We start from the raw sequence: 26,049 nt of genomic DNA, 5'->3' as shown, positions 1-26,049 counted from the left end.
TCGGGGTTTTCCGGTGATGTGCGGACGTGGTCACGTGGCCATGATCGACGTCGAGGTTCTTTACCCCTCACAGGAAACACCTTGAGAATTTCTTTCCTTCGGAACGGAGAGTCGGTGTGACGCAGGAGCGTGCAGTCCGCACCCGGCAGCAGGTACTCGACGCCGCGGCGGAGGAGTTCGCCGCGCACGGCTACCTGGGCACGACACTGCTCGACGTGATCAGACACACCGGAATGACCAAAGGCGCGCTGTACGGGCATTTCTCCTCGAAGGAGGAGCTGGCGGCAGCGTTGATCGAGGAGGCCGGGGGCGAGCTGAGCAGGCGCGCGGCGCGGGCCGGTGAGCCGGACACGGCGGCGGTGCGGGCGTTGCGGGAGACCGTGCTCGATCTCGCCCGGCACCTCCGCGAGGACACGCGGGCCCGGTCCGCGTTGCGGCTCGCCGTGGAGAGCCCTCATCTGGACCGGCACGACCTCGGGTTGGTGCAGCGGATCTGCCTGTCTCTGGGCGACGCCGTCACCAAGGCGCAGGCCGGCGACGCGAGCACGGGCGGGTATCCCCCGGAGGCCGTGGCCCGCCTTCTGGTGTCGGTGTTCTTCGGGGTGCCCCATCCCGTACCGGATGACGACACCGAGGCCGCGCGGCAGTTCGACGACCTGTGGGCGGCCGTGTCCGGGCCGCCGAGGGACGGCTGGGCCGCCGCCGACCCGCAAGAGCGCTGAAACGCCGTCCCCGCGGCAACCGGTGCCGGCTACCGGAGCGGGGAGAACAGGGTGAACGATCCGGACACCGGGATCACCGTGTCCCGCGCGTCGCGGCGCGGCTCCCACGCCCCGCGGGTGGCGGCCAGGCAGCAGCGGGGGCGTCCGACCGCTCGGTGTACCAGGCCTCGGTCGGCTCCTCGACCCGGGCGGCAGGGCTCGCCGCCCGGGTGCGGTGATGCTCACGGTTCACGGCTTCCCGGGGAGTGCCGGCGGACGTCCGGTGGGACGGGTCCCGGCGGACGTCCGCCGCGCGGCGGGCACCTCACGTTCCGCGGGTGTCGCCGCAGTGCTACGCGAGGAAGTCGAACATCGGCCCCACCGCGACGACGCGCTCCTCGCGCGTCTCGTCGACGTCGCTGAGCACCGGGCGGGCCGGCCGGCTCACCACAGCCCCCACGGCAGCGCCGCCGACCACTCGTCCTCGCCCCAGGCGGCGTACGCGCCGGCCGAGGCGTCCAGCCGCAGGGCGCCGTGCGCCACCACCGTGTGCGTGTCCCGCCAGGCCCGTTGGACCTCGCTGGTGTCGTCCCGGACGTGTGCCCCGCCCGTCCTGAACAGCCGTTCCACGGCCGCCACCAGCAACTCGGCCGCCACCGCGGCGTCGCGCCGGTTGACCGCCTCGACGCGCGGTGCGGTGGGCTCGGCGTCCGCGCCGGCTCCGGCCCGGTCCAGCAGCAGGGCCACGGCGTCGATCTCGGCGGCGGAGCGCGCCAGCACCTGCTGGGCGGCCGGATCGCCCAGGGCCGTCGGGCGCCCGGCGGGCGAGGTCGCCGCCCAGTGCGTCCAGGACCGCAGAGCGAGCCGGGCCGCGCCGAGCGCCGGCGCGCAGAACATGGGGCCGCCGGCCAGCTGCGCCGGCGCCTGGCGCGCCGGTGAGGCGCCGGGCTCGACCACGGCGGCGAGCACGTCGTCCAGCGGGCAGGCACGCCGGTCGGGGACGAACACCCCGCATACGTCGACGGAGTTGCTGCCGGTGCCGCGCAGCCCGGTGCTGCGCCAGGTGTCGCGGACGGTCACCTCGGAGCGCGGCACCGCCAGGACCCACGCGGAAGCCTGCGCCGGACCGGCGGGTGCCGTACCGGCCGCGGCCGGAAGGCCGTCGACCGGGGCCGCGAGCAGGACCCAGTGGGAGAAGTCCACGCCGCTGACACAGTCCCACCGGCCGTCCAGCAGCCAGCCGCCCGGTACCGGGCGGGCCGTTCCGGCGGGCGGGGCAAGGGCCGCGGCGATCAGCGTGTCGGGGCCCTTGCCCCAGAGCTCCCGCTGTCCTTCCTCGGGCAGTCTGGCGGCGTACCGGCCGTGCGCGGCCCAGAGCATGCCGCACCATGCGGCCGAGGGGCACTGCCCGGCGATCAGCACCGTGGCGCTGATCAGGTCGGCGAAACCGCCTTCCCGGCCGCCCCATCGACGGGGCACGAAGTGCCGTGCGAATCCCGCCTCCTTGAGCGCGGTCACGACCGCGGGAGCCAGTCGCCGGTCCCGGTCCGCCGCTCGGGCGGACCGCCCTGCCGCCCGAGCGGCCCGCAGTACGGCGCCCTCGGCGAGCGTGCCGCCGGACCACACCGGACGGGAAAGGCCGGATCGCTGCTTTTCTTGCGGCTCAGCATGATCGAGCATCATTCAGCTCCTTGTCGAGGCGGACAGGGATGTGAAAACATACTTTCTTAACGGTTTCTTAGTGGGAGGTGCCGATGCCGCGAGAGCAGGAACACTCCTTGCGCACGCACGCGTTGGCGCACGTCCCGGCGCGGGAGGCACTCGCGGCCGTCAGGTCCGGCCCGCTGATCGACGGCGCTTCGAGTCCGGGCGCCGGCCGGCCGACGTGGTCCGCACGGCTCACCGGATGCGGCGGCCCTCGGGTCCCCTCGTACATCGCAGGTCACGGCGGAGGCGGGCGCGCCGGTGCGTGCTCACCGCTACACCGCCGCGCCAGAGCCGACCGTGCCGCGGGCGAAGGCGACCTCCCCGGGCGCGGGGGGCAGGACGCGGGGCAGCCACTCCATGGCGACCGTGGCGACGGTGTCCTCCCGCTGCACGGCCGTGATGCGGAGCCTCGTGACGTCGGACGCGGCGGTCGGCGGCTGCAGCTCGGCACTCAGCCGCACCGGTTCGTCGAGGTCGGCGAAGGCCGGGCAGTCCATCCGGACGGCACGCAGTACCACTCCCGCGGGAGCGTCGTGGCGGCGGTGGACCAGGTGGTGGCCCAGCTGACGGGCACCTTCCAGGGTGACCATCAGCGGTATGTGGTCTCCGGGGTGGTCGAAGAGCACGGCGTGGTGCAGATCCACCAGCAGCCGCCACTCCCCCGTCTCCGTGCGGCCCAGCACGCTGTCCTTGGCCCGCAGGCGGCCGACGTCGGCCGCCGGCAGGCAGGTCGCGGCACAGAGCCCGGCGCGGGCGGCCTCGTCACGGGCCTGCCCCGACTTCCCCTGCCAGCGGAGCCGCCGGTACAGCCGCTCGTCGACGGCGCAGACGCTCAGCCCGGCCCGGGCGCACACGCGCCCGGCCACGGACACCACCGCGTCCACCCGCATACCGAAGCGCCGGGGCGGCCGGTTCGCCACCCACGACCACCGGACGTCCAGAGTGACGTGCAGCGGGGTGTCGCCGACCACGAACGCCTCGTGGTCCGTGATCTCGAAGTAGGTGTCACTGCCGACGAATCGGTGCCCGAGCGGGACCCCGCAGTACTCGTGCGCCAGGTAGACCAGGGCCTGGCGCACCGTCTCGGTCAGCAGGAGCGGGTCGGACAGACCCTGGGCGTCGGGGTGGTACAGAGCGTGATCCCGGGGCCACTGGGCTCCCACGAGGAACCGGTCCTCGCTCACCTGCAGGGCGTCCGTGATGAAGACCTCCGCGACCGCGGCCCGGTGGACCAGCTGCCGCGAGACCGGCCGGAGAAACTTCAAGGAGGCATCCGCTACTGCCGTGCCCGGTTCGCCTGGGACCCTGGTCGACAGTTCGTACAACTGGTCCATGGTCTCTCCCCCATCGGGTTCGGGAATACCGTGGTGGCGCGACGTGAAAATATACCTTCGCAGAGGTATCTTGCAAGGGACCCAACTCGTGCGGGGCAAACGCACCAGCCACCGTCGAAGCGTACGGAAGAGGAATCATGAGCAACCTGAACAGCGACCTCCGGACTGTCGGCGGAGCCAAGGCCGCCCCCCTGCGGGAGCTCAAGCAGGAGCGGGCCAGCCGCACCCGCAGGCAGCTCCTCGACGCCGCCGCCTCGGCCTTCGCCGAGAAGGGGTTCCCCGCCGTCACGCTCCAGGACATCGCCGACCGGGCCGAGGTGACCAAGGGAGCCGTCTACTTCCACTTCACGAACAAGGAGGCGGTGGCCGTCGCGGTCACCGAGGAGTTCTACCGGCAACTGCCCGCCGTGGCCGAATCGGTGACGGCCAGGCAGCTGCCGCCGCTGGACGCGGTCGCCGAGCTCCTCCTGCAGACCGCGGTCGCCCTGCGGGACAACGCGGTGATGCAGGCCGGTGCCCGACTGCAGATCGAACGCAACCTGGTCGACGCCGACATGCCGACGCCGTTCAGCGAGTTCACCCAGCTCATCACCACGCTGCTGGCACAGGCCCAGGCCGAGGGAACCGTGCGGCCCACCATCGACATCGCCCCCATGGCCCGGGTCGTCGTCGCCGCGTTCTTCGGCAGTCAGCACATCTCCTGGGTCCAGCACAACCGCCAGGACCTCACGGACCGCGTACAGGAGATCATCGACGTCGTCCTCCCCCTCCACCCGTGACATCCGCGCCCTCCCGGCCGTCCGCCGCCACCCAAGGAGAGCCCATCCCATGTCTGCCCCCATTCTCCCGTCCGTCCCGCTCGGCACCGGTGGCCCGCACGTCGGCGCACAGGGCCTGGGCTGCATGGGCTTCAGCGAGTTCTACGGCCCCAGCGCACCGGCGCAGGCGCGGGAAACCCTGCGGGCCGCCCTCGACGCGGGCGTCACCCTGTTCGACACCGCGGACCTGTACGGACACGGCGCGAACGAGGAACTCCTCGGCCCCTTCGTCCGCGCCCACCGCGAACAGGTCTTCCTCGCCACGAAGTTCGGCATCGTGCGGCAGCCCGGCCGGCGGACCTGGAACCAGGTCCGCGGCGACCGCGCCTACGTCCGCCAGTGCGCCGAGGCGAGCCTGAAACGCCTCGGCATCGACACGATCGACCTGTACTACGCGCACCGCCGCGACCCCTCGGTGCCGCTGGAGGAGACCGTCGGCGCCATGGCGGAACTCGTCCAGGAGGGCAAGGTCCGCCACCTCGGACTCTGCGAGGTGACCGGCCTCGAACTGGGTACGGCCCATGCCGTCCACCCGATCACCGCACTGCAGTCCGAGTGGTCGCTCTTCAGCCGCGACGTCGAGACATCCGCGGTCCCCACGGCCGCGGAACTCGGCGTGGCGTTCGTCGCCTACTCGCCCCTCGGCCGCGGCCTGCTCACCGGCACGCTCCCCGACAGCAGCCGACTGAGCCCGGACGACGCCCGGCTGACCATGCCCCGCTTCACCGGCGAACACGCCCGCACCAACCACGCGCTCCTCCATACCGTCCGCGCGATCGCCGCACACCGCTGCGCGACCCCCGCACAGGTCGCACTGGCCTGGCTCCACCAACAATCCCGCATCCACGGCCTCACCGTCCTGCCCATTCCCGGTTCCCGCAGGCCCACCCGGCTACGGGAGAACGCCGCAGCAACAGGGCTCACCCTGACCCCGGCCGAACTCGCCGCACTCGAACCGCTGGCAGCCCAGGTGACCGGCACCCGCTACGCGGACATGAGCAGCACCGCGACCGCCCGCGAGTGACCCACACCCCCGCCGACGCCGTTCCGCCTGCCCGACCTCCTGGAAGCGTCAACTCAACCGCCCTGGCTCACTTTCCGTGGTGGCGGAGGGCCGCGGTGTGCTGTCGGGATGCGCGCGAGGGAGCGGATCCGGTGGGGTTCCGCGTCGAACGCGGCCGGTGCCCGGACCGCCGATCTGGGCATGAATCTGCGCAGTGCGGGTCCGGAGCGTCCGCGTGCCGGAATGTCTCGCACTGTGGCTACGCTGATCTCATGCCCTCACCTCGCCGCACCGCCCGCCAGGCCGACCTGCTGGAGCGGCTGGTGACGCTGTTCACCGCGGAGGGCTTCGCCTCGTTCACCCTCGACGATGTGGCCGAGCGGCTGCGGTGTTCGAAGACGACGCTCTACCAACTCGCCGGCAGCAAGCAGGACCTGGTCAGGGAGTCGGTCAAGCACTACTTCCGCGGCGCGGCCGAGGCGGTGGAGAAGAACGTCGCGGAGACCGCGGACCCGGCCGACCGCGTCCAGGTGTACCTGACGGCCGTCGCCCGACAGCTCAGCCCGCTGTCCCGAGCGTTCCTGGACGACATGGCGCAGTTCCGGCCCGCCCGCGACGTGTACGAGGCGAACACCCGACTCGCCGCCGACCGGTTGCGCCAGCTGATCGCCGAGGGTGTCAGGGCAGGCGCGTTCCGGGACGTACACGCCGCCTTCGTGGGCGAGGTGGCCGCAGCCACGATGCGGCAGATCCAGCTGGGTGAGGTCGGTACCCGCACCGGCCTCACCGACTCCGAAGCCTATGAGCAGCTGGCGTCCCTGATCGTGCACTCCGTGACGTCCTGAGAGCCCCGCCCCGGCCCGCACCCGCTCTGGATCTCGCCAACGGGTTCACCTCTGCAGCCCCTACGGCCGTACGTCGAATGATACTCTGGTATTGATTTCAGTATCATTCAAGGAGGGGTCCGATGCCCGCCAGTCGCACGGTGACGACCGAGGAGGCCGCCGACCTCCTCCGGCTGACACGTACGTTCGCGTCCAGGGAACTGTCGCCCAAAGCGGCCGAGGACGAGGCCGACGGAACCTTTCCCCGGGACCTGTTCCGGACCCTCGGACGCAGCGGACTGCTCGGACTGCCCTACCCCGAGGCGTACGGCGGCGCGGGCCAGCCGTACGAGGTGTACCTCCAGGTCCTGGAGGAACTCGCGGCGGTCTGGTCGAGCGTCGCCGTCGGTGTCTCCGTCCACGCGCTCTCGTGCTTCCCCCTCGTCGCGTTCGGCACCGAGCATCAGCGCAGCACATGGCTGCCCGACATGCTGGGCGGCGAGTTGCTCGGTGCGTACTGTCTGTCGGAGCCGCACGCGGGCTCCGACCCGGCCGCGATGCGCACCCGCGCGGTACGCGACGGCGACGACTACGTACTGAACGGCGTGAAGGCGTGGACGACGCACGGCGGGCACGCCGACTTCTACACGGTCATGGCCCGCACCTCCGACGACCGCTCGCGCGGCACGTCCTGCTTCCTGATCCCGGCCGACACCCCCGGCCTGAACGCGGATCCGCCGGAGCGCAAGATGGGTCTGACGGGCTCGGCGACCGCCACCATGCGTCTGGACGACGTCCGGGTGCCCGTCGCGCGCCGGATCGGCGAGGAGGGGCAGGGGCTGCGGATCGCGCTGGCCTCGCTCGACTCCGGGCGGCTCGGCATCGCCGCCGTCGCCACCGGCCTCGCCCAGGGCGCCTTCGATCACGCGGTGCGCTACGCGCGGGAGCGGGAGACCTTCGGGAAGCCGATCATCGACCACCAAGGACTCGCGTTCGTCCTGGCGGACATGGGTGCCGCTGTCCACTCGGCCCGCGCCACCACGCTGGCCGCCGCACGCCTCAAGGACCAGGGGCTGCCCTTCACCTCTGAGGCGTCCATCGCCAAGCTCGTCGCGACGGACAACGCGATGAGGGTGACCACCGACGCCGTGCAGGTGCTCGGCGGCTACGGCTACACCCGGGACTTCCCCGTGGAGCGCTACATGCGCGAGGCGAAGGTCATGCAGATCTTCGAAGGAACCAACCAGATCCAGCGCATGGTGATCAGCCGTGCGCTGAGCCGTCCGGACGGCGGCACCGTGACCGTTCTCGGCAAGGAGTCCTGATGCGGCCGCGTTGCCGGCCGTCGGGGAGTGGCGGTTCCTGGCTCCGGTCCGAATCGGCGACACCGTCTCGTGCCGACCGGGGATCCTCGGTCCCCTGCCGCGGCGGATCGAGGAGCGGGGTGGACAGCCGGTCGGCGACGACCCAAGGTGGTCGGCATGGTGTCCCTTCGGAGCATCACCCACGCGGCTCGCCGCCCGACCCTGCTCACCGAGGCGGAACACGTCCGCGTGCTCGACGAGTTCAACGCCGCCGTGCGGTGCCCCGGCGCGCACGGCGGGCTCGCGCGCTTGCCGCTCCTCCTCGATGCCCTCGCCGAGGACGCGGCCCGGTCCGACGGTACGCGGTGGATCGTGGACGACAACGCGCGGCTGGACATGGCGGCACTGCTGCGCTACTGCTTCCCCCAGCCGGAGATTCACGTGGTCGCCGCGGAGTACGGCGCCGCGGCTCACAAGCGTGGCTGGCTCCGTCTCGATCGAGCCTTGCGGACTCACGACCACACGAGCCTCGTCGAGACAGCCGAAGACTGGGCCGAGACCGACCGCACGCTCGACGATGTCGTGCATGAGTACGGTCCGCCCTCCGCGGTCTTCGGCGACCAGGATCCGCGCTCGGCCAAGACCCTCGGCTACGCCCCCGGTGATCGGACCGCTCCGCTCGCTGTCTTCCACTTCGGCGAGGCGGGAGACGCCTCATCGGCACGCCTGCTCGCCTTCCGGAGCGGTGACGACCTGTTCACAACGAGCATTGGCTTCACCCCGTTCGGCGACGCCCTCGCTGACGAACGCGAGAGGGAGCACCGCTGACCCGGCCACTCCCACACCCGCGGCATCGCCCGGACAACGACCTCCTGGGCCGCTTCGGCTTCACCGCCCTCAGGGCACGGTTCAGCAGGCCCAGCAGGTGTCGGGCCGGATTGCACGGAAGCACCCCCGAACGGCGGCTGTCTCCTCCCGTCGCCTCGCGGGCGTGAGCGGTCAGGCCCCGTGCGGGCGCAGTCGGTGCTCGTAGGCGAAGATCACGACCTGCACCCGGTCCCGGAGCTGGAGCTTGGCCAGGATGCGCGTGATGTGGGTCTTCACGGTGGCCTCGGTGAGGTGGAGACGCTGGGCGATCTCCGCGTTCGTCAGGCCGGTGGCGATGAGGTGGAAGACGTCCCGTTCCCTGGCCGTCAGCTGGGCGAACAGCGCGCCGGCCGCCTCGTCACGCGGCCAGGGCGCGGCCTTGGCGAAGCGGTCGACCAGGTCGCGGGTGATGCGCGGGGTGAGTACGGCATCGCCGCAGGCCACGGCCCGGATCGCTTCGCGCAGCACGGCCGGGACGACGTCCTTGAGGAGGAATCCGCAGGCTCCCGCCCGCAGCCCCTCGAACGCGTACTCGTCGAGGTCGAAGGTGGTCAGGATGAGGACGCGGCACGGCGAGGCGTCCGTGATCCGACGGGTCGCCTCGATGCCGTCCATCACGGGCATGCGGACGTCCATGAGGACCACGTCCGGCGCCGTCCGCCGGACCAGGTCGACGGCCTGCCGGCCGTCGGCGGCCTCCCCGACGACCGTGATGTCCGGCATCGTGCCGAGGAGGCTGCGGAACGCCATGCGGACGAGCGCCTGGTCGTCGGCGAGGAGGACTTTGATGGTCATGGGGACTCGCTCAGCTTCAGTTCACCGGAGACCGTCCAGCCTGTGGGGGTGGGTCCCACGGTCAGGCCACCGTCGAACAGGGCGACGCGCTCCCGCATGCCGGTCAGACCGTTGCCGGTACGGGTGGCCGGGCGGGGGCCGGGGACCGGTCCGCCGTCGTCGGTGACGGTGAACGCGATCCGGCGGGGATCGCGCAGCAGGACGATGTCGACCTTCGACGCCTCCGGCGCGTGCTTGACGACGTTGGTGAGTGACTCCTGCACGATCCGGTAGAGGGTGGTCTGCACTTCGGCGTCCAACTGCTCCTCGGTGCCGGTCTCGGTGAGGCTGACGTCCAGACCGGTGCGGCGGGTCTCGTCCACCAGGGTCCTGAGCGAGGCCAGGTCCGGCTGTGGTGCCCGGTCGGCCCCGTCCTCCGCCCGCAGGACGCCGAGCAGGCGGCGCATGCCGGTCAGGGACTGCCGACCGGTCGAGGCGGCCTGGAGCATCTTGTCGCGGGCGCCGTCGGGATCGGTCGCCGTCGTGGCCGCGGCGGCCTCGGCGAGGGCTACGACGACGACCAGGCCGTGGGCGACGATGTCATGCATCTCCCGTGCGATGCGGGTGCGTTCGGCCGCCGCGGCGAGCCGGGACTGCTGCGCGCGTTCCTGCTCCAGCCGCTGGGCGCGGTCCTCCACGGAGGCCAGGTAGCGGCTCTGCGCCCGCACCGTCGTCCCCAGGAAGAAGGCCGCCGCGGCCAGGCCGGTGAGCACCACCACGACGTCATTGACGCTGCCCGGCGGACCGAACCGCACAGCCACCATACCGACGCCGGCCGCGACAGCGAGCGCCGCACTCAGCGAATACCGCAGGCCGCGTTCGGCGGCGACGGTGTACAGGGCGACGAGGACGGCCGACTCGGCGAGCGAGACGGTGCCCAGGGCCCAGGTCAGCACGGCCGCCGCCCAGCAGCACCAGAAGACGGCGACCGGGGCCCGGCGGCGCAGCGCCAGCGGCGCGATCACCGCCGCCGCCAGCGTCCAGTCCAACACGTCGGCCCGGTTGTAGAGCAGTTCGTGGACCGCGACGGCGGCGCAGACGAGGGGCGGCCCGAATACGAGCAAGGGCGCGAGGGCCGGCCTGCGCACACGCTCCAGGAATTCCGGGCAGATCGAAATCACGCTCCCGAGGCTACGGGAGACCGCCGCACCGGACATCAACCGAAGGTCGTACACCTGCGGAAAGTACCGACCATCGGCTGACGCGCCACTTGCACCCGCATTTCTAACCTCGCCGCAAGGACACCCCGAATGACCACACAGAGAAACCACCGAGGACGTAAGAGGGTCGGAAATGAAAAAGGAAACTCGGGCGAATGCACCGACGAAAGTCGCGGAGGCCACCGCGCTCTTCTGGATCGTCAAGGTCCTCACCACCGGCATGGGCGAGGCCACCTCCGACTTTCTCGGCCGGTGGAGCCTGTGGCTGTCCGCCGGGACGAGCGCCGCCGCCCTGGTGGGCGCCTTCTGGTGGCAGTTCCGTTCCTCGCGGTACCACCCCGCGCCGTACTGGCTCACCGTCGCGATGATCGCGGTCTTCGGCACCGCCGCCGCGGACTGCTTCCGCGTCGGACTGCACGTACCCCTGCCGGTCACGACGACCGGCTACGCGATCGCCCTGGCCGGTTGCCTCGCCGCCTGGTACGCGACCGAGCGCACGCTGTCGGTCCACACGGTCACCACGCGCCGTCGCGAGGTCTTCTACTGGCTGACCGTGCTGCTCACCTTCGCCCTGGGCACCGCCGCCGGCGACCTCACCGGCTTCTACCTCGACCTCGGCTTCGTGCACTCCGCGCTGCTGTTCGGCGCGGCGATCCTCGTGCCGTGGCTGCTGCACCGCTTCGCCGGGCTCAACGCCGTCGCCGCGTTCTGGGCCTCGTACGTACTCACCCGTCCTCTCGGCGCCTCACTCGCCGACTGGCTCGGCATGGACAAGCCGCTCGGCACAGGCGTCGGCTTCGGCACCACGGCGATCCTCGCCGCGCTGGTGTGCGCCGCCCTGGTCGGCTACCTCGCCCTGTCCCACCCGCGCGACGACCACGACACCCCGGCTCTCACTCCGGCCGCCCTGCCCTGATCCGGCTCAGTGCGCGACGCGGTAACGGTGCTCGGGACGTCCGGTGGCTCCGTAGCGCAGTTCGAGCCGGACCATGCCCTCCTTGACGAGATAGGAGAGATAGCGCTGAGCCGTGGCGCGGGAGACCCCGGTGCGTTCGGCGGCCTCCGCGGCGGACAGGGCGTCGTCCGTGCTGCGCAGGGTCTGGTGCAGCAGGGCGAGCGTCGGCGCGGAGTGGCCCTTGGCGGGGACGCGGGGCACGGCCGGCGGGCGGGCGGCGCTGAACAGGGCGTCCACATCCGCCTGGTCGGTCTCCGGGACCGTGCCGAGAGCGTCCATGCGGTACTGCAGCTCGCGGTAGGAGGTGAGCCGCTCGGCGAGGTCGGGCGCGCCGAAGGGTTTGACCAGGTAGCCGACGGCGCCGAGTTTCATCGCGATCCGCACCGAGGTGATGTCCCGGTCGGCGGTGATCATGATGGCGTCGGGGCGGTCGCCGCCCTCGTCTCCGCTCAGCCGGCGCAGCACGTCGAGTCCGCTGCCGTCCGGCAGGAAGATGTCGAGCAGCAGCAGGTCCGGGTGGAGGGCGCGCACCGCGTCGAGTGCCGCGTCCACGGTCGCCGCCTGGCCGACCACCTCGAAGCCCTTGACGCGGGACGCGTAGTCGCAGTGGATGCGGCTGACCCGGAAGTCGTCGTCCACCACCAAGGTGCGAATCACCAGCGGTCACCTCCTGCGACGCTGTCGCGCGCGCCGACCGGCACCGGCGGGGCCGTCGTGAACAGGGCGCCTTGCGGAGCCGGGACGGTGTCGGGCACCGGCAACGTCAGGGTGAAGACCGCGCCCGGCCCCTCGCTGACCATGATCGTGCCGCCGTGCCGCTGCACCAGCCGGTGGACGAGAGCGAGTCCGAGGCCGCGCCGCGCGGTGCCCCGGTCCGGGCGGGTCGACCAGCCGTCCTCGAAGATCGACTCGGTGGTGCCCGGCGGAATGCCCGGCCCGGTGTCGGCGACCTCCACCCGCACCACGTCGACGGCCTCGATCAGCGACAGCCGCACCTCGGGACCGCCCGGCCGTGCCGGTCCGGTCGCGCACGCGTCGATCGCGTTGTCCAGCAGGTTGCCGACGATGGTCAGCAGCCGGCGCAGATGCGGCGGGTCCTCGCCGAGGGCGGAGTCCTCGCTGAGGACGATCCGCACCCCGCGTTCCGCGGCCACCGTGATCTTGGCGACGATCAGTCCCACGAGCAGCGGGTTGCCGATCCGTTCCCGTACGGATTCGGTCAGCGCCTGCTCGGTGCCGGCCGTCTCGACGGCGAACTCGTAGGCGGCGTCGTGATCGCCGATGTCCAGCAGCCCGGCCATCGTGTGCATACGGTTGGTGAACTCGTGCTGCTGGGCGCGCAGCGCGTCGGTGAGCCCGCGGACCGAGTCCAGTTCGCGCAACAGCCCGATGAGTTCGGTGCGGTCGCGCACGGTGACCACCGCGCCCAGTTCGCGGCCGTGCAGGGCGACCGGCATCCGGTTGACGACCAGGCAGTGATCGTCGGTGAGCACGCTGATGTCGCTGCCCTCGATGGTGCCGTCCAGGGCGCGGCGCAGCCGCCCGTCCGGCAGCACATCCTCCAGCGTGCTGCCGAGCGCGGCGCCGAGGCCAAGCAGTTCGCGGGCCTCGTCGTTGACCACCGTGATCCGGCCGTCGGGGTCGAAGGCGACGACACCCTCACGGATGCCGTGCAGCATCGCCTCGCGGTCCTGCAGCAAACCGGCGATCTCCTCCAGTTCCAGCCCGAACGTCGTCCGCTTGAGCCGCCTGGCCAGCAGGAACGCGGCCGTCGAGCCGAGCGCGACGGCGATGGCGCTGTACAGGCCGAAGGTGGGCAGCTCACGCCACAGTTCGCCCAGCACATCGCGCTCGGGAATGCCCGCGGACACCTCGCCGACCAGTTCGCCGGTGGGCCCGTACAGCGGAGCCTTGCCGTTGGCGGAACGTCCGGTCGCACCCTGGTCGGTACCGACCTGGGGCCTGCCGTCCAGCACCACGATCGGATCGCCCGTCGGTTCGCCGATCAGCGCCGGGTCGGGATGGGAGTGGCGGATGCCGCGCAGGTCGAGCACGACCACGTACGACGCCCCGGACGCCTTGCGGATCCGTTCGGCCACGGTCTGCACCACGTCGCCGCCGCCCCCGTACTGCATGGCCTGCCGGATCTGTGGTTCGGCGGCCGTGGTCTGGGCGATGTCGAGGGCCCGCTGCTCGTAGGCACGGTCGATCTCGCCCCGCTGAGCGAAGGCGAACAGCACGAAACCGATCAGCCCGGTCAGCGCCAGGATGGCCAGCTGGTTGGCCAGGATCCGCGCGGAGAGTCGCCCCTTCCCGCCACGGCCGAGCAGCATACGGATGGGTTTCACCGGTGTCTCTCGCCTGTCGTACGGCTGCCGGGCGCGGCCTCTCTGCGCCGTGCCCGTGGTGGCGTGATTGTGCCCCCGCCATCGGCCTTCTGCCCACCCCCGGCTCACTGAGCAGAACGAGCAGAAGTCCGGCTTACACGGCTAACGCGGGATACGGATGAAACAGCGACGTAACACCCGGCGGCCTCTAGCGTCTGCCTTCCTCGACCCCCGAGGTCAGGAAGGAGACAGCCTCAGATGGCTTCACGCAACGATGCCGCGGTGCGCCCGGTCGCCGAGAAGGCCGGCCAGGACAGCGCGCGAGTCGAGATTTCCGGACTCACCAAACGATTTCTGACTCCCGCGGGTGAGGTGTTCACGGCGCTGCAGGACGTGTCGTTCACCGTGGAGCCCGGCCAGTTCTGTGCGGTGGTGGGCCCGACCGGCTGCGGCAAGTCGACGACGCTGGGCATGGTGTCCGGGCTCGACCGGCCCAGCGAAGGCTCGGTCCGGGTCGGGGGCCGCGAGGTGGACGGCGTCACCGACGGCGTCAGCTTCATGTTCCAGGCCGACGCGCTGCTGCCCTGGAAGACCGTGCTCGGCAACGTGCTGATGGGCCCCGTCTTCCGCGGGGTGCCCAAGCAGCGGGCCCAGGTCTCGGCACGCGACTGGCTGCGCCGGGTGGGCCTCACGGGCTTCGAGGACCGCTACCCGCACCAGCTGTCGGGCGGTATGCGCAAGCGCGTGGCGATGGCCGCGGCGCTGATCAACGAACCCCGGATCCTGATCATGGACGAGCCGTTCGGCGCCCTGGACGTGCAGACCAAGGCGATCATGTCGACCGAGCTGCTGGGTCTGTGGGAGCAGATCCGCCCGTCGGTCATCTTCATCACCCACGACCTCGACGAGGCCGTGGCGCTCGCCGACCGGGTCGTCGTCATGACGTCCAGCCCCGGATCGGTCAAGGCGGTCTTCGACATCGACCTGCCGCGGCCGCGCGGCTCGGTGCAGGAAATCCGCTTCCAGCCCCGCTTCATCGAACTCCAGCACCAGATCTGGGACTCGCTGCGCGAGGAGGTGGAGCGCGCCTACGCACGCACCGCAGGAGGTACGGCATGAGCACGGCGTCCGCAGTCTCCCCCGCTCCCGTCGAGGGCAGCGCACAGCTTTCGGCCGGGGCCGCCGCCAGACGGGCCCGCCGGCGCCGCGTCGCCCTGGTCTGGGCCGGCCGCCTCGGCCTCGCGGTCCTGGTCATCGGCGGCTGGCAGGCGTTCACCACCTGGGGGATCGTCGACCCGTTCTTCTTCGGCCAGCCCTCCGGCATCGCCAAACGGCTGGTCGACCTCTTCCGGCACGGCACCGAGTTCGGATCCTTCTACGCGAACATCTGGACGACGATCCAGGAGGCACTGGTCGGCTTCGCCCTCGGGGCCGTCACCGGAGTGGTCTTCGGTGTCGCACTGGGCCAGAGCCGCTTCCTCGCCGACGTCCTCGGCCCCTACATCAAGATGGTCAACGCGATCCCGCGGATCGTCCTCGGCTCGATCTTCATCGTCGCGTTCGGTATCGGCGTGCTGCCGAAGATCCTGCTCGCCGCGGTACTGGTGTTCTTCATCGTCTTCTTCAACGCCTTCCAGGGCGTGCGCGAGGTCGACCGCAACATCCTCGCCAACGCCAGGGTGCTCGGCGCCTCCCAGCTGCAGATCATCCGGCACGTCACCGTGCCCTCCGCGCTCACCTGGATCATCGCCAGCCTGCACAGCGCCTTCGGCTTCGCCATCGTCGGCGCGCTGGTCGGGGAGGTGCTCGGCGCGCAGAGCGGCCTGGGCCTGGTCATCAAGACCGCGCAGAACAACTTCGACCCCAACGGCGTGTTCGCCACGATGCTCGTCATCTCGGTCATCGTGCTCGGCGCCGAGTGGGTGATCGGCAAGCTCGAACACCGGCTGCTGTCCTGGCGACCGCCGGCCCCCTCCGAGGCGTCCAACGCCCTCTGACCCGGCTTCTCGCCCCTCCCCCCTCCCCCCTCCGCCCTCCGCCCTCCCCCGTTCTCCCCTGTTCGACCTCACCAAAGGAATGTGGCCAGCCATGTCCAGACGACCCGCCACCGTTGCCGCGTCTCTCCTCGCCGTTCTCGCCCTCGGCGCCGCCAGCGCCTGTTCCGGCAACTCCGGCAGCACCACCGCGAGCAGCGGCTCCGGCGGCACACCGACCGTCAAGCTCATGGTCGGCGGCATCGACAAGCAGATCTACCTGCCCTACCAGCTCGCCCAGAACCTCGGCTTCTACAAGAAGTACGGCGTCGCCGTCCAGCTCAGCACCGAGCAGGACGGCGGTGTCGGCGCCGAGGAGGCCATGGCCTCGGGGCAGGTGGACATGGCGGGCGCCTGGTACAACCACACGATCGAGTTCCAGGCGAAGGGCAAGGCGGTCGAGGACGTCGTCCAGCTGTCCGGCGCGCCGGGCGAGCGGGAGATGTGCACCAAGAAGTCCGGCGTCACCTCGGGCGCCGACTTCAAGGGCAAGACCCTGGGCGTCACGGACCTGGGCTCGGGCACCGACACGCTCACCCAGTTCCTGGCCGCCAAGAAGGGCGTCAAGACCAGCCAGTTCCACCGGATCGGGGTCGGCGCGGGCTCCACCGCCATCGCCGCCCTGCAGAACGGCAAGGTCGACTGCGTGATGACGACACAGCCGACGGTCGCCGCGATCCAGAAGAAGGGCGTCGGCACCTCCGCGATCGACCTGGCCACCACGCAGGGCGCCACGGCGGCCATGGGCGGCGCCTATCCCGCGGCCAGTGTGCTTGCCCGCACCGACTGGGTGAACGCGCACAAGGACACGGTGCAGAAGGTCGTCGACGCACTCGTCGCCACCATGCACTGGATCAACACGCACAGCGCGGCCGACATCGCGGACAAACTGCCGGCATCGTTCGTGTCGAACCAGCTGGTGACCAAGGCCGACTACATCAGCGCCCTGACCGAGGACAAGGGCCAGTTCCTCCCCGACGGCATCATGCCGGCCGGCGGTCCGAAGACCTCCCTGGCCACGGATCGGCTCGTCGGCAACGTGAAGGGCTCGGTGGACCTCAGCAAGACGTTCACCAACGACTTCGCCGTCCAGGCCAACAAGACGGAGGGCTTCAAGACCACCACGACGCCGGCGGGACCGACCGGCTGATCCCCACCGGACCCGGGGCCGCCCAGGCGACAGCCACCCGGGCGGCCCCTGCGGCATGCTCACCCGCCTGTCCCCGCCCCTTGCGGCTCGTCCTGACCGACAGGCAGGAGCAGGGTGAACGCGGCAGGGTGCCGACCGGTCGGGGAGAGCCTGCCGCCGAGCGTGACGGCGAGGTCACGCGCGAGGGCCAGGCCGATGCCCGTGCCGTGCCCGGCCCCGGTGCGGCCGCGGTCGAAGAGCCGGGACGGCGCGCCCGTCACGGCACCCTCGTCGCTCACGTCCAAGGCGAGGCATCGTCCAGATCCCGCACAGCCACGCGGGCCGTACCGCGCCCGTACACCCGGGCGTTGTCGAGCAGGATTCCGAGCACCTCCGACACGGACGCGCCCGGAACACGGACGTCGACCGGAACGTCCTCGTCGGCGCACTCCAGTCGTCTACCGTCCTGCGCGAAGACGCCGTGCCACCGTTCTCCCGTCTCCCGTCTCCCGTCTCCCGCAGCAGCTGTCGTACGGGGATCGACCCGGCAGTTCGGCGAGCCGCCTCTCTGGAGCGGGACAGGCGCAGCACCTCCTCCACCGTGTGGTGCAGGCGCTCGGTGGTGGCCAGCGCCTCGGCCGGCACGGGCCGCAGCCGGGCGTCGTCCTCCCGGGCGAGGCCTCTTTCCAAAGCGAGTTGCAGACCGGTGCGCGGGGTGCGCATCCGGTGGGAGACATCGGCTGTGAAGTCACTTTCATGGCACAGGAGTTCGGAGACGCTGTGCAGCATCTCGTCGTGGGTGCGGGCTACCTGGTCGATCTGGGCGAGGCCGCTCCGGCGGCCCGCGCGCTCAGATCGCCCTCGGTCACCGCCAGGCGATGACGCCCCGGCCCCGTACGGCAACGTCGGGAAAGGAGGCCCGTGCGACGCTGATCACCCTGAATGCTTTACAGCGGCCGACACACTGAGGTGGATCAGTCCTGGTTGCCGTGCCCGGGACGGGAGTTGAGCGTTCGGTTCGGTGTGGGGACGTCGCCGTGGATCGTGTCGGATGAGCTTTGGGACCCTCGGGAGCCGCTGCTGCCGCAGCGTGAGCGCAGGCTCCGGTGTCCAGGTCGCAGGCCGTTGCCGCACCGGGCGGTGCTGTGCGGGATCTTGTATGTGCTGCACACCGGGATCCGGTGGGAGTATCTGCCCAAGGACCTCGGCTGCGGGTCGGGCGTGAGGTGCCGGCGCGGGATGCGGGACTGGAACGAGGCCGGCGTCAGGCAGCGGTTGCACGAGGTCCTGCTGGCCGAAGTGAACGCGGCCGCACGTCTGGACTGGTCCCGCTGTGTGGTCGACTCCTCGCACGTCGGGGCGCTAAAAAAAGGGGGCCGCACACCGGCCCGTCGCCGGTCGATCGTGCACCAGACCCTCCAAGTTCTCAGGGCCCACCGGTGCTCGTGATGCGGAGATCGCACATGGTCACCGTTCACGGAATGTGCGGCAGGACCCGCCGACGACCACCCTGGCCACCTCCAGGGCCGACGCAACGGCGACGTCCGGGTCAGCGATTCCGGGAAGTTGGCCGCCGACTCGCCGTAGTGGTGTTGCCGCCCTGTCCAGCCGCGAACCGAGGTTCGCCTGCCTCGGCCGGTACCCGGATGGCACGCTGGACAGCCGTTGGAGCATGCGGCGAGCCAGGGTCAGGTTCCCGCCCGTCCGAAGATGACCTCGGATGCGGCCTCCCATTCCCGGACCAGGTCGGCGGCAACCGGGTCGCGCAGCCATTGCAGCTGCAGACCGTCCATCGTCGCCAAAATCTGCCGGGCCAGTGACTGCGGGTGGTCGGAGATGGTTTTGGCCAGTTCGGTGAGGCCGGCCAGCGCTCGACGGTGACGGGCGAGGAAGTACGCGTGCGCGGGGTGGCGCGGCTCCAACGATTCGGCCGCGAGGACGGCGTACAGACGGACGATCTCGGGCTGTGCCGCGTTGTGCCGCGCTATCGCTGCGCATGCCTGTCGCAGGTCGGCCGCACCCTGTGGAGCGTTGTCCGCCGGATCGCCGGTCAGGGTGTCGCCACCGGCACCGAACTGCGCCGCCAGTCGCAACGCGTCTTCGGCCTCAGAGTGTTCCAGGACCGACAGGAGCAGCCCGTCCTTCGAGCCGACATGGTGAAGCAGTCCCTGGACGGTCAGCCCGCAGCCGTCGGCGACATCCTGCATCGACAGGCCCCAGAAGCCGCGCTCGGCGATCAGCCGCGTCGTCACCTGCACAATCTGCCGCCGCCGCTGGGCGACCGGCAGACGGAGCCGGTCACGCCGGAATGCCGGGACTTCCTCAGCCATGTTCACAGGGACCTTCGTATCAGGACATCTCTTGTCGGCGCACATACGGTGTTGTAATTTGCAGATTACCTGATACCTAATAGGTACTCGGTAACGACGGGAGTGAATCGATGCGCCAGGCCACCCTGCCAGCCGCACTGCCGGGAGGCATCCGCCAGATCGGCTATGTCGTCCGCGACCTCGACAGCGCGATGGACAGCTGGCTGTCGCTGGGAGTCGGCCCCTGGCACGTGATCCGCGGGATGCCCGTTCACGCCCTCTACCGCGGGCAGCCCTGTGCGACCACGGTGTCCGTCGCGCTGAGCAACTCCCGTGATCTGCAGATCGAACTGATTCGGCAGGACGATGACACGCCCAGCATCTATACCGAGTTCCTGTCGTCCGAGCGGGAGGGGTACCAGCAGCTCGCCTGGTGGGTCGACGACCTCGACGATGCGGTGCGGGCCGTCGTCGGGGCCACCGGCTGGCCGGTCGTGTGGTCCAGCGACGACACGAAGAGCTCGCTTCGGTACGCGTACCTCGAACCGCCCAACGGCCCGGCGCAGGCCATCGAGATCATGGAGCGGACCGCTGGTACGGACGGCTTCGCGGAGACGCTGCGTTCCGCCGCCGCCAGCTGGGACGGCAGTCAGCGGATCCTCTCCAGGCCCCCGCGCGGCGCATCCTGACGTCACCTGTCGACGTCGCCACTGTCACGATCGGAGAAACGAAGAATGTCAGATTCCCGCCCGCTCGATGAGGTCCGCTGGGCGATCGTCGGAACCGGCGCCGTGTCCCGGCACATCGCCGCGGACCTCGCGGCCGTCCCGGAAGCCGGGCGCGCGGCGGTACTGTCCCGCTCCCTCGCACGTGCTCGCGCGTTCGCCGACGAGTTCGGCTTCTCGCGGGCCTTCGACGACATCGACGTCCTTGTGGCCGACTCTCAGGTCGACGCGATCTACATCGCGACACCGCACGCGCTCCACGCCCCGATGGCGCTGCAGGCAATCGCAGCCGGCAAGCATGTCCTGGTCGAAAAACCGCTCGCGGTGAACGCGACCGAGGCGCGACGGATAGCCGAGGCGGCACAACGCCACGGCGTGTTCGCGATGGAAGCGATGTGGATGAAGTTCAATCCGAGCTTCCGGGCTTTCGTCGACCAGGCCCGCGCCGGGCGCATCGGCGACATCCGTGCGGTACGCGGGTACTTCGGACTCCCGCTCGGGCCGGCGGATTCGACCCTGTGGTCGGCCGAACTCTCCAGCAGCACCCTGCTCGACCAGGGGATCTACCCCGTCACGCTGGCACTCGAACTGCTCGGCACGCCCAGCGGAATCACCGCCGACGGGCACGTCCGGGCCGACGGCGTCGACCTGACCGAGTACGTGACGCTGCGGTACGACGGAGGACAGGTCGCGCACCTGGCCGCGTCCATGGTGCAGTTCATCGAACCGACCGCCTCGGTGAGCGGCACCGCCGGATGGATGACGATCCCCGCACCGTTCATGCAAGCCACCCAGTACGCCACCCACGCCACGGACGGCGCGCTCACCGCCAAGCTCTTCTCCCCCGAGATCTCGCGATTCGACCGCGAGGGCCACGGCTACGTGCCCATGCTCCGCACCGTGACGGACGCGATCCGCCGCGGTGACACAGAGCACGAGTGGCACCCACTGCGAGCATCCGTCGAAGTCTTCGACGTACTCGACAGCATCCGGTCCGCCCTGGCGTCTGAATCGCCTCGGGTAGGTGGTTGACCGGTCCGGTCTCGTGGAAGCCGATCGCCCCTTCCATCGGGGCGTTGTCGACCGCGTCCCAGGCTGAGCCTGTGGACGCCGCGAGACCTTCGCGCTCCAGATGCTCGCTGCGCGGGAACGAGATGTACCGCGCACCCGCGGGCCACGGCTATCGTTCTCCCAGGTCGCGGCATGCGGTCGGTTGAACGGGAACGTCGCCGTTACTCGGCCACGGGGTACCGGCCGCCGGTGGTCCTGTCCCCATGGGAGAGATCGACGGTCGTGCCCGGCTGACCGCTGAGGCACACGGTGGCGAAGCCGGCGAAGTTCTGCCCGAAGTCGATCGGCTGAACCCCTGCGGGGGTCCGCGTCACGCGGCCGGGAAACCGACGCACCGCAGCGACGCGCTCGACCTCTTCGGCGACCAGGACACGGGGACGCTGCGGCAGCAGTGCGACCAGCGGGACACGTCGACCCAGTTGTCCACCGTGCTCGTTGCCGACCACATTCTCGGCCCCTACCGCATCACCAAGTCCGCCTTCCGCCCGGACGGCATGAGCACCTGCGACCTGGATCTCGCGATCAACCTATGGGACGGCAAGACCTACTACTACGAGCGCGTACGCAGCGAGCTCGTCTGCGCGGACCTCACCGACAACTACACCGACGTCGCCGTCCACTGCGCCACTCGCTTCCCCCTTCGTGCGAGAAGCCCCGCCTACTTCCACCGCAAGGGCAGCACCACCTCATCAGACCGGTCTTCAAGCACCCCACGAAGACGGACCTCCACACCGCCCTTGGCGACCGCCGGCTGCCCGAACAGACCGATGAGTCGAACCAGGCCGCCGGACCGACCTCTTCGTCGGCAACAGCGGAGATCGGCAACGGGACTCCGCCAGGACTCGCATCCTTCGTGAGCTTCGTGATCCCGATACGTCGACAGCCGACCACGCGTGGTTGCCGATCGAGTTCGACGGCGGCGACCGACGGGTCGTCCGACGGAAGGACAGCTGACGCTTGGTGGACTACGAGCGACCGCCACGGGGCAGGGCCCACGGCATGTTCGCCCAGCGGATCGTCTGGCTCAGCGCCTCCGGACTCGCTGGCACAGGCGCTTCCTCCTCCTGCGCCTCCGGCCCTGGTGTACGACGCGTCCGGACCCATTCCTCACTCCTTGATTCGGTCCACCAGGCCCCAGGCCAGAGCCCGTTCGGCGGAGACGGCCCGGCCGTCGAGGACCAGGTACAGAGTGCGCCAGCGGCCGATCCTGCGCGGGATGCCGACCGTGCCTCCCGCACCGGGAATCAGGCCCATGGCCAGTTCGGGCAGCCGGACGGTGGTGTCCGGGGCGGCCAGGACCCGCGCGGCGAACGCCGGGAGTTCGACGCCCGCGCCGACACAGGTCCCATGGATCTCCACGGTGAGCCGGCTGCCGAGGGCGTGCAGGCGAAGTGCCGCACCCGCTCGGGTGCGGATCAGATGCGCGGTGGCGAGGTCTGCGGCAGTACCGAACTCGTCCAGGTCACCGCCGGAGCTGAAGCAGGGACCGTTTCCGTCAAGGACCACCTGGCGCACGGTCTGGTCCCAGACGGCGACATCGGCTGCCGCGACCAAGGCGTCACGGAGTTCCGCGCTGTGGGCGTTGCGGCGCTCGGGCCGGTTGAGCGTGATCCGCAGGACATCATGCTCGCGGCGCACCACCACGGGATCACCCGTCGCGCTGGGCGGCGCGGGCCGTGGCCCGCGAGCCGCGAGCCACTGGGCGAAGCCGGCACCGCCGAGCAACGTCGAGTACGCCAGCGACTCCAGGTCCAGGGCCTGTGCCACCGGCAACTCACCGGACATGCCGAGGATTTGATGAAGAACCAGAGCTGCCTGCGGCTGCTCCTCAGCCCGTGCGCGCAGGAACTCCGCCTCGGCAGCCGGATCAGTGACCGCCACTGTGGCCGGGAGCCCGTCGGCATCCGTCGCGCAGAGGCCGTCGCGGGTAGCCCGCACCAGCGTCAAGTCCAGGGCGGTCAGGAGTTCCCCGGGACAGTCGGAAGCCGGTCGGTTGGTCCGTCCGACCAGCAGCCGGCTGCCGTCCCGGGCACGGCGGACGGCGCGCTCCATGTCGGCGGCGGTGGGCGCGGGCGACAGGTCAAGGTCGACGACCTGCAGTGGCCGGGACGGCCTGGCGGAAGCGTCCAGGAGGTCGGCGTCGGCCGCCCCGGCGGCGAGATCGGCTATGGAGATCGCTGTGGTCGCGGACATCTCTCTGATCTACCATCCCCGCATGGTCCTCCGGGCATCTGGCAGTACGGCAAGGTCGTCCCGACGCCGACCACCCGACGGTTCACCGGCGGCATCTCGGGACCAGCCGCCGGCCGGCGCGCGAGAGTCGGCACGCTCCTGGCCCGATGCCAACGCCTCCCTCATAGCGGAGGACTGGGCTCGCAGCGGCGTTCCCCTCCTGACCGGTCACTCCGACGGACCCCCGCTGCTCCCTCCCGGCGGGGCAGCCACCTTCGCCTCCCTGCTCACCGACCACATCACCGCCGCCGGTGGGGCGGGACTCGACGGCGCCCGGCTCCTCGCCGAACGGGCCGCGCTCAGCGGGCGCCGACGGCAGGGCCGCCTGTCGGTGGGCCGGAGCTGCCGGCTGATGCCCACCAGGGCCGGCTGGGCCGCCGTGTCCGACGCGCGCCCGGACGACCCTCGGCTGTGGAGCGCGCTGATCGGCCGTGATCTCGATGCCGAGGCACTGCCCGGCCGGCTGGCCGACCGGCTGGCCGACTGGCTCGCCACGCATGACGGCGGAGAACTGGACGAGCGGGTGGAACTCCTGGGTCTGGCGGGCGGTTCGGTCCGTCCCCGAGCAGACCGAACCTGCCCCTGGCCGGGAATACCGCGCGATGTGACAGGGCTGCTGGTGGTCGACTTCAGCGCCCTGTGGGCGGGACCTCTGTGCGCGCACCTGCTGGGCACCGCGGGAGCCAGGGTGGTCAAGGTGGAGACCCCGACCCGCCCGGACGGTGCCCGCTTCGGCGAGCCGGTCTTCTACGACCTGTTGCATGCCGGGCATGCCTCGGTCGTCCTCGATCCGACGGACGCGCGGGGCCGTGCCGCCCTCCACGAACTGGTCGGCCGGGCAGACGTGGTCGTCGAGGCCTCCCGGCCCCGCGCTCTGGCCGGGTTCGGGCTGGACGCCGAGGCTGAGGCGGCCCGTGGCTGCACCTGGATCTCCATCACGGCGTACGGGCGTGCCTCGCACCGGGTGGGCTTCGGCGACGACGTGGCGGCCGCCCGCGGACTTCTCGGAACGGACGTGAACGGACTGCCGGTGTTCGCCGGGGACGCCCTGGCCGACCCGCTCACCGGACTGCTCGCCGCCGCGCTCGCCCTGTCCGAACAGCCGGAAGGCGGCGGCGCGGTCCTGGAGGTGGTGATGGCGGACGTGGTGTCCGCGTGCCTCTCCGTGTCGGCCGGCCCGGACGCCAGGGTCGTCGGGCACGGCGACGGCTGGCTGGTGGACACCGGCGGCGCATCGTACCCAGTCGCCGCCCCGCATCCGCGCCTTCCGGCCGGCACCGCCGCGGCAAGCGGGGCCGACACCGCCGCGGTGCTGCGGAGCCTGGGGATCCGGGTGCCGTGAGCGGACTGCTGGTTCGGGACGCGGAGGTCGACGGCCGGCGGTGCTCCATCCGCATCCGGGGGAGCTGGTCGAGGAACTCGGTGCGGGGCTGGTGCGTGCACCAGGTGAGGAGGAGATCGACGCGGCGGGCGGGGCCTTCCTGCGCGGCCTGACGGACCATCACCTCCATCTGTGCGCGCTGGGAGCCGAGTTCTCTTCCGTGCGATGCGGTCCTCCGCGAGTCGCCGACCGCGGGGCGCTGCGGGCGGCCTTGCACCAGGCGGCCCCGGACCGATACGGCTGGGTCCGGGCGTCGGCTACCACGAACGCGTCGCCGGACCACTGGATGCCGCCGGGCTCGACACGCTGCGCGCGGACGTCCCGCTGCGCCTACAGCACCGCAGCGGGGCTCTGTGGGTGCTCGACTCCCGCGCGGCTGAACGGGTCGGTCTCGTCCACGGACGCCATCCCGGCATCGAACGCGATGCCGCAGGACACCCGACGGGACGGTTGTGGCGTGCCGACGCCTGGTTGCGCGAGCGCCTTCCCGAGGCGGCCCCGCCGTCCCTGGCGGCCATAGGCCGTCGGGGCAGCAGTTACGGCATCACCTCGGTCACCGACGCCGCACACCGCCTCTGGGCCGTACTGTCGCCGTGCACACGGTCACGGCGGTCTCGCTCGCTCCACTCCTCGCGGCGCTGGAGCTGACCGGCGTGCTCCCCGGCGACCGAGTCGAGTCGCGGCCGTGGTCCCGGGCGAGGCCCTGCCCGTCGTACGTCGGCTGGGGCTGCGCGTGGTTACCCAGCCCGGCTTTCTCGCCGACCGCGGCGACGACTTCCTGGCCGCCACGCCGACGGCGGAACACGCCGACCCCTACCGCTGTGGGTCGTTCCTGCACGTCGGCATCCCGCTGGGGCTGTCGAGCGACGCGCCGTACGGGCCGCTCGACCCCTGGTCCGTGATCCGGACGGCCACCACGCGCCGCGTCCCCGGCGGCCGGACCGCACACCGCGCCGAACGCCTCACCGCAGCCCAGGCGCTGGTGTCGTACCTCTCACCGTCGTACGCCCCTGGCTCCCCTCCCCCGCGCCTTGGCCCCGGCTCGCCGGCCGACCTCGTCCTGCTCACCGTCCCGCTGGCCGTTGCCCTGGCGGATCCGTCGGCCGATCTCGTGCGGCTGACGCTCGTCGGGGGGGGATCCGTCATGGGAACGGCGTCAACTGACCCTCAGGTGGTGCCCGTTGATCGGATCTGCTCCAGGGGTTCGGGGCTGGGCGCCGGCTCCGACGCGGTCCCCGGGCGCCAGAAGGCGGCGAGCAGAGCGGCGGTGGCCAGCACCGCCGCCACTAGAGCGATACTTGCCCCCGCCCAGCCGTCTCGGTCGAGGCCCGCCGT

General features: G+C 71.1%; 25 protein-coding genes and 2 pseudogenes. 16 read left to right on the top strand and 11 right to left on the bottom strand.

Going from position 1 to position 26,049, the window contains the following annotated elements; genetic code table 11:
* The first annotated feature begins 116 nt into the window (after positions 1-116).
* Positions 117-722, top strand: coding sequence for a TetR family transcriptional regulator (locus tag IEZ11_RS43440; protein WP_189268598.1), 606 nt, complete (start codon positions 117-119; stop codon positions 720-722).
* Between the two features lie 423 nt (positions 723-1,145).
* Here the strand turns inward: IEZ11_RS43440 and IEZ11_RS43435 are convergent, their stop codons facing one another.
* Complete coding sequence (locus IEZ11_RS43435; RefSeq protein ID WP_189268597.1) at positions 1,146-2,381, bottom strand: acyl-CoA dehydrogenase family protein; 1,236 nt, start codon at positions 2,379-2,381, stop codon at positions 1,146-1,148.
* Positions 2,382-2,680: 299 nt separating this feature from the next.
* Positions 2,681-3,673 carry a ScbA/BarX family gamma-butyrolactone biosynthesis protein gene (locus IEZ11_RS43430; protein WP_189268596.1) on the bottom strand — a complete coding sequence of 331 codons (993 nt, stop codon included), beginning with the start codon at positions 3,671-3,673 and terminating at the stop codon, positions 2,681-2,683.
* Positions 3,674-3,879: 206 nt separating this feature from the next.
* Between IEZ11_RS43430 and IEZ11_RS43425 the strand changes: the two genes are divergently transcribed.
* The 5 genes from IEZ11_RS43425 (at position 3,880) to IEZ11_RS43405 (ending at position 8,519) form a co-directional block, all read left to right on the top strand.
* On the top strand, positions 3,880-4,521 hold the full coding sequence (locus tag IEZ11_RS43425) for a ScbR family autoregulator-binding transcription factor (RefSeq protein ID WP_189268595.1): 642 nt from the start codon (positions 3,880-3,882) through the stop codon (positions 4,519-4,521).
* A 49-nt stretch (positions 4,522-4,570) separates the two neighbouring features.
* Positions 4,571-5,584: an aldo/keto reductase gene (locus IEZ11_RS43420; RefSeq protein ID WP_189268594.1), complete on the top strand. Its 1,014-nt coding sequence runs from the start codon at positions 4,571-4,573 to the stop codon at positions 5,582-5,584.
* Positions 5,585-5,835: 251 nt separating this feature from the next.
* A complete protein-coding gene (locus IEZ11_RS43415; RefSeq protein ID WP_189268593.1) occupies positions 5,836-6,408 on the top strand; it encodes a TetR/AcrR family transcriptional regulator in 573 nt (190 codons plus the stop codon).
* Between the two features lie 122 nt (positions 6,409-6,530).
* Positions 6,531-7,712, top strand: a complete 1,182-nt coding sequence (locus IEZ11_RS43410; RefSeq protein ID WP_189268592.1) for an acyl-CoA dehydrogenase family protein — start codon at positions 6,531-6,533, stop codon at positions 7,710-7,712.
* 156 nt (positions 7,713-7,868) lie between these two features.
* Positions 7,869-8,519 (top strand): hypothetical protein, encoded by a 651-nt coding sequence (locus tag IEZ11_RS43405; protein WP_189268591.1) that lies wholly within the window; start codon positions 7,869-7,871, stop codon positions 8,517-8,519.
* Positions 8,520-8,690: 171 nt separating this feature from the next.
* Here the strand turns inward: IEZ11_RS43405 and IEZ11_RS43400 are convergent, their stop codons facing one another.
* Positions 8,691-9,353 (bottom strand): response regulator, encoded by a 663-nt coding sequence (locus IEZ11_RS43400; protein ID WP_189268590.1) that lies wholly within the window; start codon positions 9,351-9,353, stop codon positions 8,691-8,693.
* Positions 9,350-10,513 (bottom strand): sensor histidine kinase, encoded by a 1,164-nt coding sequence (locus IEZ11_RS43395; protein ID WP_189268589.1) that lies wholly within the window; start codon positions 10,511-10,513, stop codon positions 9,350-9,352. Before IEZ11_RS43395 ends, IEZ11_RS43400 begins: the two co-directional genes overlap by 4 nt.
* A 172-nt stretch (positions 10,514-10,685) precedes the next feature.
* Here IEZ11_RS43395 and IEZ11_RS43390 point away from each other — a divergent pair, with 172 nt between their 5' ends.
* Positions 10,686-11,468: a COG4705 family protein gene (locus IEZ11_RS43390; RefSeq protein ID WP_189268588.1), complete on the top strand. Its 783-nt coding sequence runs from the start codon at positions 10,686-10,688 to the stop codon at positions 11,466-11,468.
* A 6-nt stretch (positions 11,469-11,474) separates the two neighbouring features.
* Here IEZ11_RS43390 and IEZ11_RS43385 read toward each other — a convergent pair whose 3' ends face one another.
* A complete protein-coding gene (locus tag IEZ11_RS43385; protein ID WP_189268587.1) occupies positions 11,475-12,164 on the bottom strand; it encodes a response regulator in 690 nt (229 codons plus the stop codon).
* Positions 12,161-13,855 carry an ATP-binding protein gene (locus IEZ11_RS43380; RefSeq protein ID WP_229713718.1) on the bottom strand — a complete coding sequence of 565 codons (1,695 nt, stop codon included), beginning with the start codon at positions 13,853-13,855 and terminating at the stop codon, positions 12,161-12,163. The genes IEZ11_RS43385 and IEZ11_RS43380 overlap by 4 nt, the downstream gene beginning before the upstream one ends.
* A gap of 237 nt (positions 13,856-14,092) precedes the next feature.
* Here IEZ11_RS43380 and IEZ11_RS43375 point away from each other — a divergent pair, with 237 nt between their 5' ends.
* The 3 genes from IEZ11_RS43375 to IEZ11_RS43365 all read left to right on the top strand — a co-directional run bounded on the left by IEZ11_RS43375 (position 14,093) and on the right by IEZ11_RS43365 (position 17,017).
* Positions 14,093-14,953: an ABC transporter ATP-binding protein gene (locus IEZ11_RS43375; protein ID WP_189268586.1), complete on the top strand. Its 861-nt coding sequence runs from the start codon at positions 14,093-14,095 to the stop codon at positions 14,951-14,953.
* Positions 14,950-15,831, top strand: a complete 882-nt coding sequence (locus IEZ11_RS43370) for an ABC transporter permease (RefSeq protein ID WP_189268585.1) — start codon at positions 14,950-14,952, stop codon at positions 15,829-15,831. Before IEZ11_RS43375 ends, IEZ11_RS43370 begins: the two co-directional genes overlap by 4 nt.
* Positions 15,832-15,922: 91 nt before the next feature.
* A complete protein-coding gene (locus tag IEZ11_RS43365) occupies positions 15,923-17,017 on the top strand; it encodes an ABC transporter substrate-binding protein (RefSeq protein WP_268239961.1) in 1,095 nt (364 codons plus the stop codon).
* Positions 17,018-17,076: 59 nt separating this feature from the next.
* Here the strand turns inward: IEZ11_RS43365 and IEZ11_RS51510 are convergent, their stop codons facing one another.
* Positions 17,077-17,301, bottom strand: coding sequence for a histidine kinase (locus IEZ11_RS51510; RefSeq protein ID WP_229713725.1), 225 nt, complete (start codon positions 17,299-17,301; stop codon positions 17,077-17,079).
* Positions 17,192-17,719: a hypothetical protein gene (locus IEZ11_RS43360; RefSeq protein ID WP_229713722.1), complete on the bottom strand. Its 528-nt coding sequence runs from the start codon at positions 17,717-17,719 to the stop codon at positions 17,192-17,194. Before IEZ11_RS43360 ends, IEZ11_RS51510 begins: the two co-directional genes overlap by 110 nt.
* Between IEZ11_RS43360 and IEZ11_RS51505 the strand changes: the two genes are divergently transcribed.
* Complete coding sequence (locus IEZ11_RS51505; protein ID WP_229713724.1) at positions 17,600-17,878, top strand: hypothetical protein; 279 nt, start codon at positions 17,600-17,602, stop codon at positions 17,876-17,878. The genes IEZ11_RS43360 and IEZ11_RS51505 overlap by 120 nt on opposite strands.
* A gap of 102 nt (positions 17,879-17,980) precedes the next feature.
* A pseudogene (locus IEZ11_RS43355) lies at positions 17,981-18,402 on the top strand (transposase); the annotation flags it as partial.
* Positions 18,403-18,684: 282 nt separating this feature from the next.
* On the opposite strand, the gene IEZ11_RS43350 reads toward IEZ11_RS43355, so the two are convergent.
* Positions 18,685-19,326 carry a TetR/AcrR family transcriptional regulator gene (locus IEZ11_RS43350; RefSeq protein ID WP_189268583.1) on the bottom strand — a complete coding sequence of 214 codons (642 nt, stop codon included), beginning with the start codon at positions 19,324-19,326 and terminating at the stop codon, positions 18,685-18,687.
* A 110-nt stretch (positions 19,327-19,436) separates the two neighbouring features.
* Here IEZ11_RS43350 and IEZ11_RS43345 point away from each other — a divergent pair, with 110 nt between their 5' ends.
* Complete coding sequence (locus IEZ11_RS43345) at positions 19,437-19,994, top strand: VOC family protein (protein WP_189268582.1); 558 nt, start codon at positions 19,437-19,439, stop codon at positions 19,992-19,994.
* Between the two features lie 45 nt (positions 19,995-20,039).
* Positions 20,040-21,062, top strand: coding sequence for a Gfo/Idh/MocA family protein (locus IEZ11_RS43340; RefSeq protein WP_189268581.1), 1,023 nt, complete (start codon positions 20,040-20,042; stop codon positions 21,060-21,062).
* 200 nt (positions 21,063-21,262) lie between these two features.
* Here the strand turns inward: IEZ11_RS43340 and IEZ11_RS52655 are convergent, their stop codons facing one another.
* Entirely contained in the window at positions 21,263-21,415 is a 153-nt protein-coding gene (locus IEZ11_RS52655; RefSeq protein WP_373295052.1) for a family 78 glycoside hydrolase catalytic domain, read from the bottom strand.
* 793 nt (positions 21,416-22,208) lie between these two features.
* Positions 22,209-23,294 (bottom strand): enoyl-CoA hydratase/isomerase family protein, encoded by a 1,086-nt coding sequence (locus IEZ11_RS43330; RefSeq protein ID WP_189268579.1) that lies wholly within the window; start codon positions 23,292-23,294, stop codon positions 22,209-22,211.
* Positions 23,295-23,316: 22 nt separating this feature from the next.
* On the opposite strand from IEZ11_RS43330, the gene IEZ11_RS43325 reads away from it, so the two are divergent.
* Positions 23,317-24,675 (top strand): CoA transferase, encoded by a 1,359-nt coding sequence (locus tag IEZ11_RS43325; RefSeq protein WP_189268578.1) that lies wholly within the window; start codon positions 23,317-23,319, stop codon positions 24,673-24,675.
* Between the two features lie 694 nt (positions 24,676-25,369).
* A pseudogene (locus IEZ11_RS52650) lies at positions 25,370-25,846 on the top strand (amidohydrolase family protein); the annotation flags it as partial.
* Between the last annotated feature and the right edge of the window lie 203 nt (positions 25,847-26,049).

This window comes from Streptomyces fuscichromogenes (assembly GCF_014645815.1).
GTDB lineage: Bacteria > Actinomycetota > Actinomycetes > Streptomycetales > Streptomycetaceae > Streptomyces > Streptomyces fuscichromogenes.
This window is presented reverse-complemented; position numbering and strand designations above follow the sequence as displayed.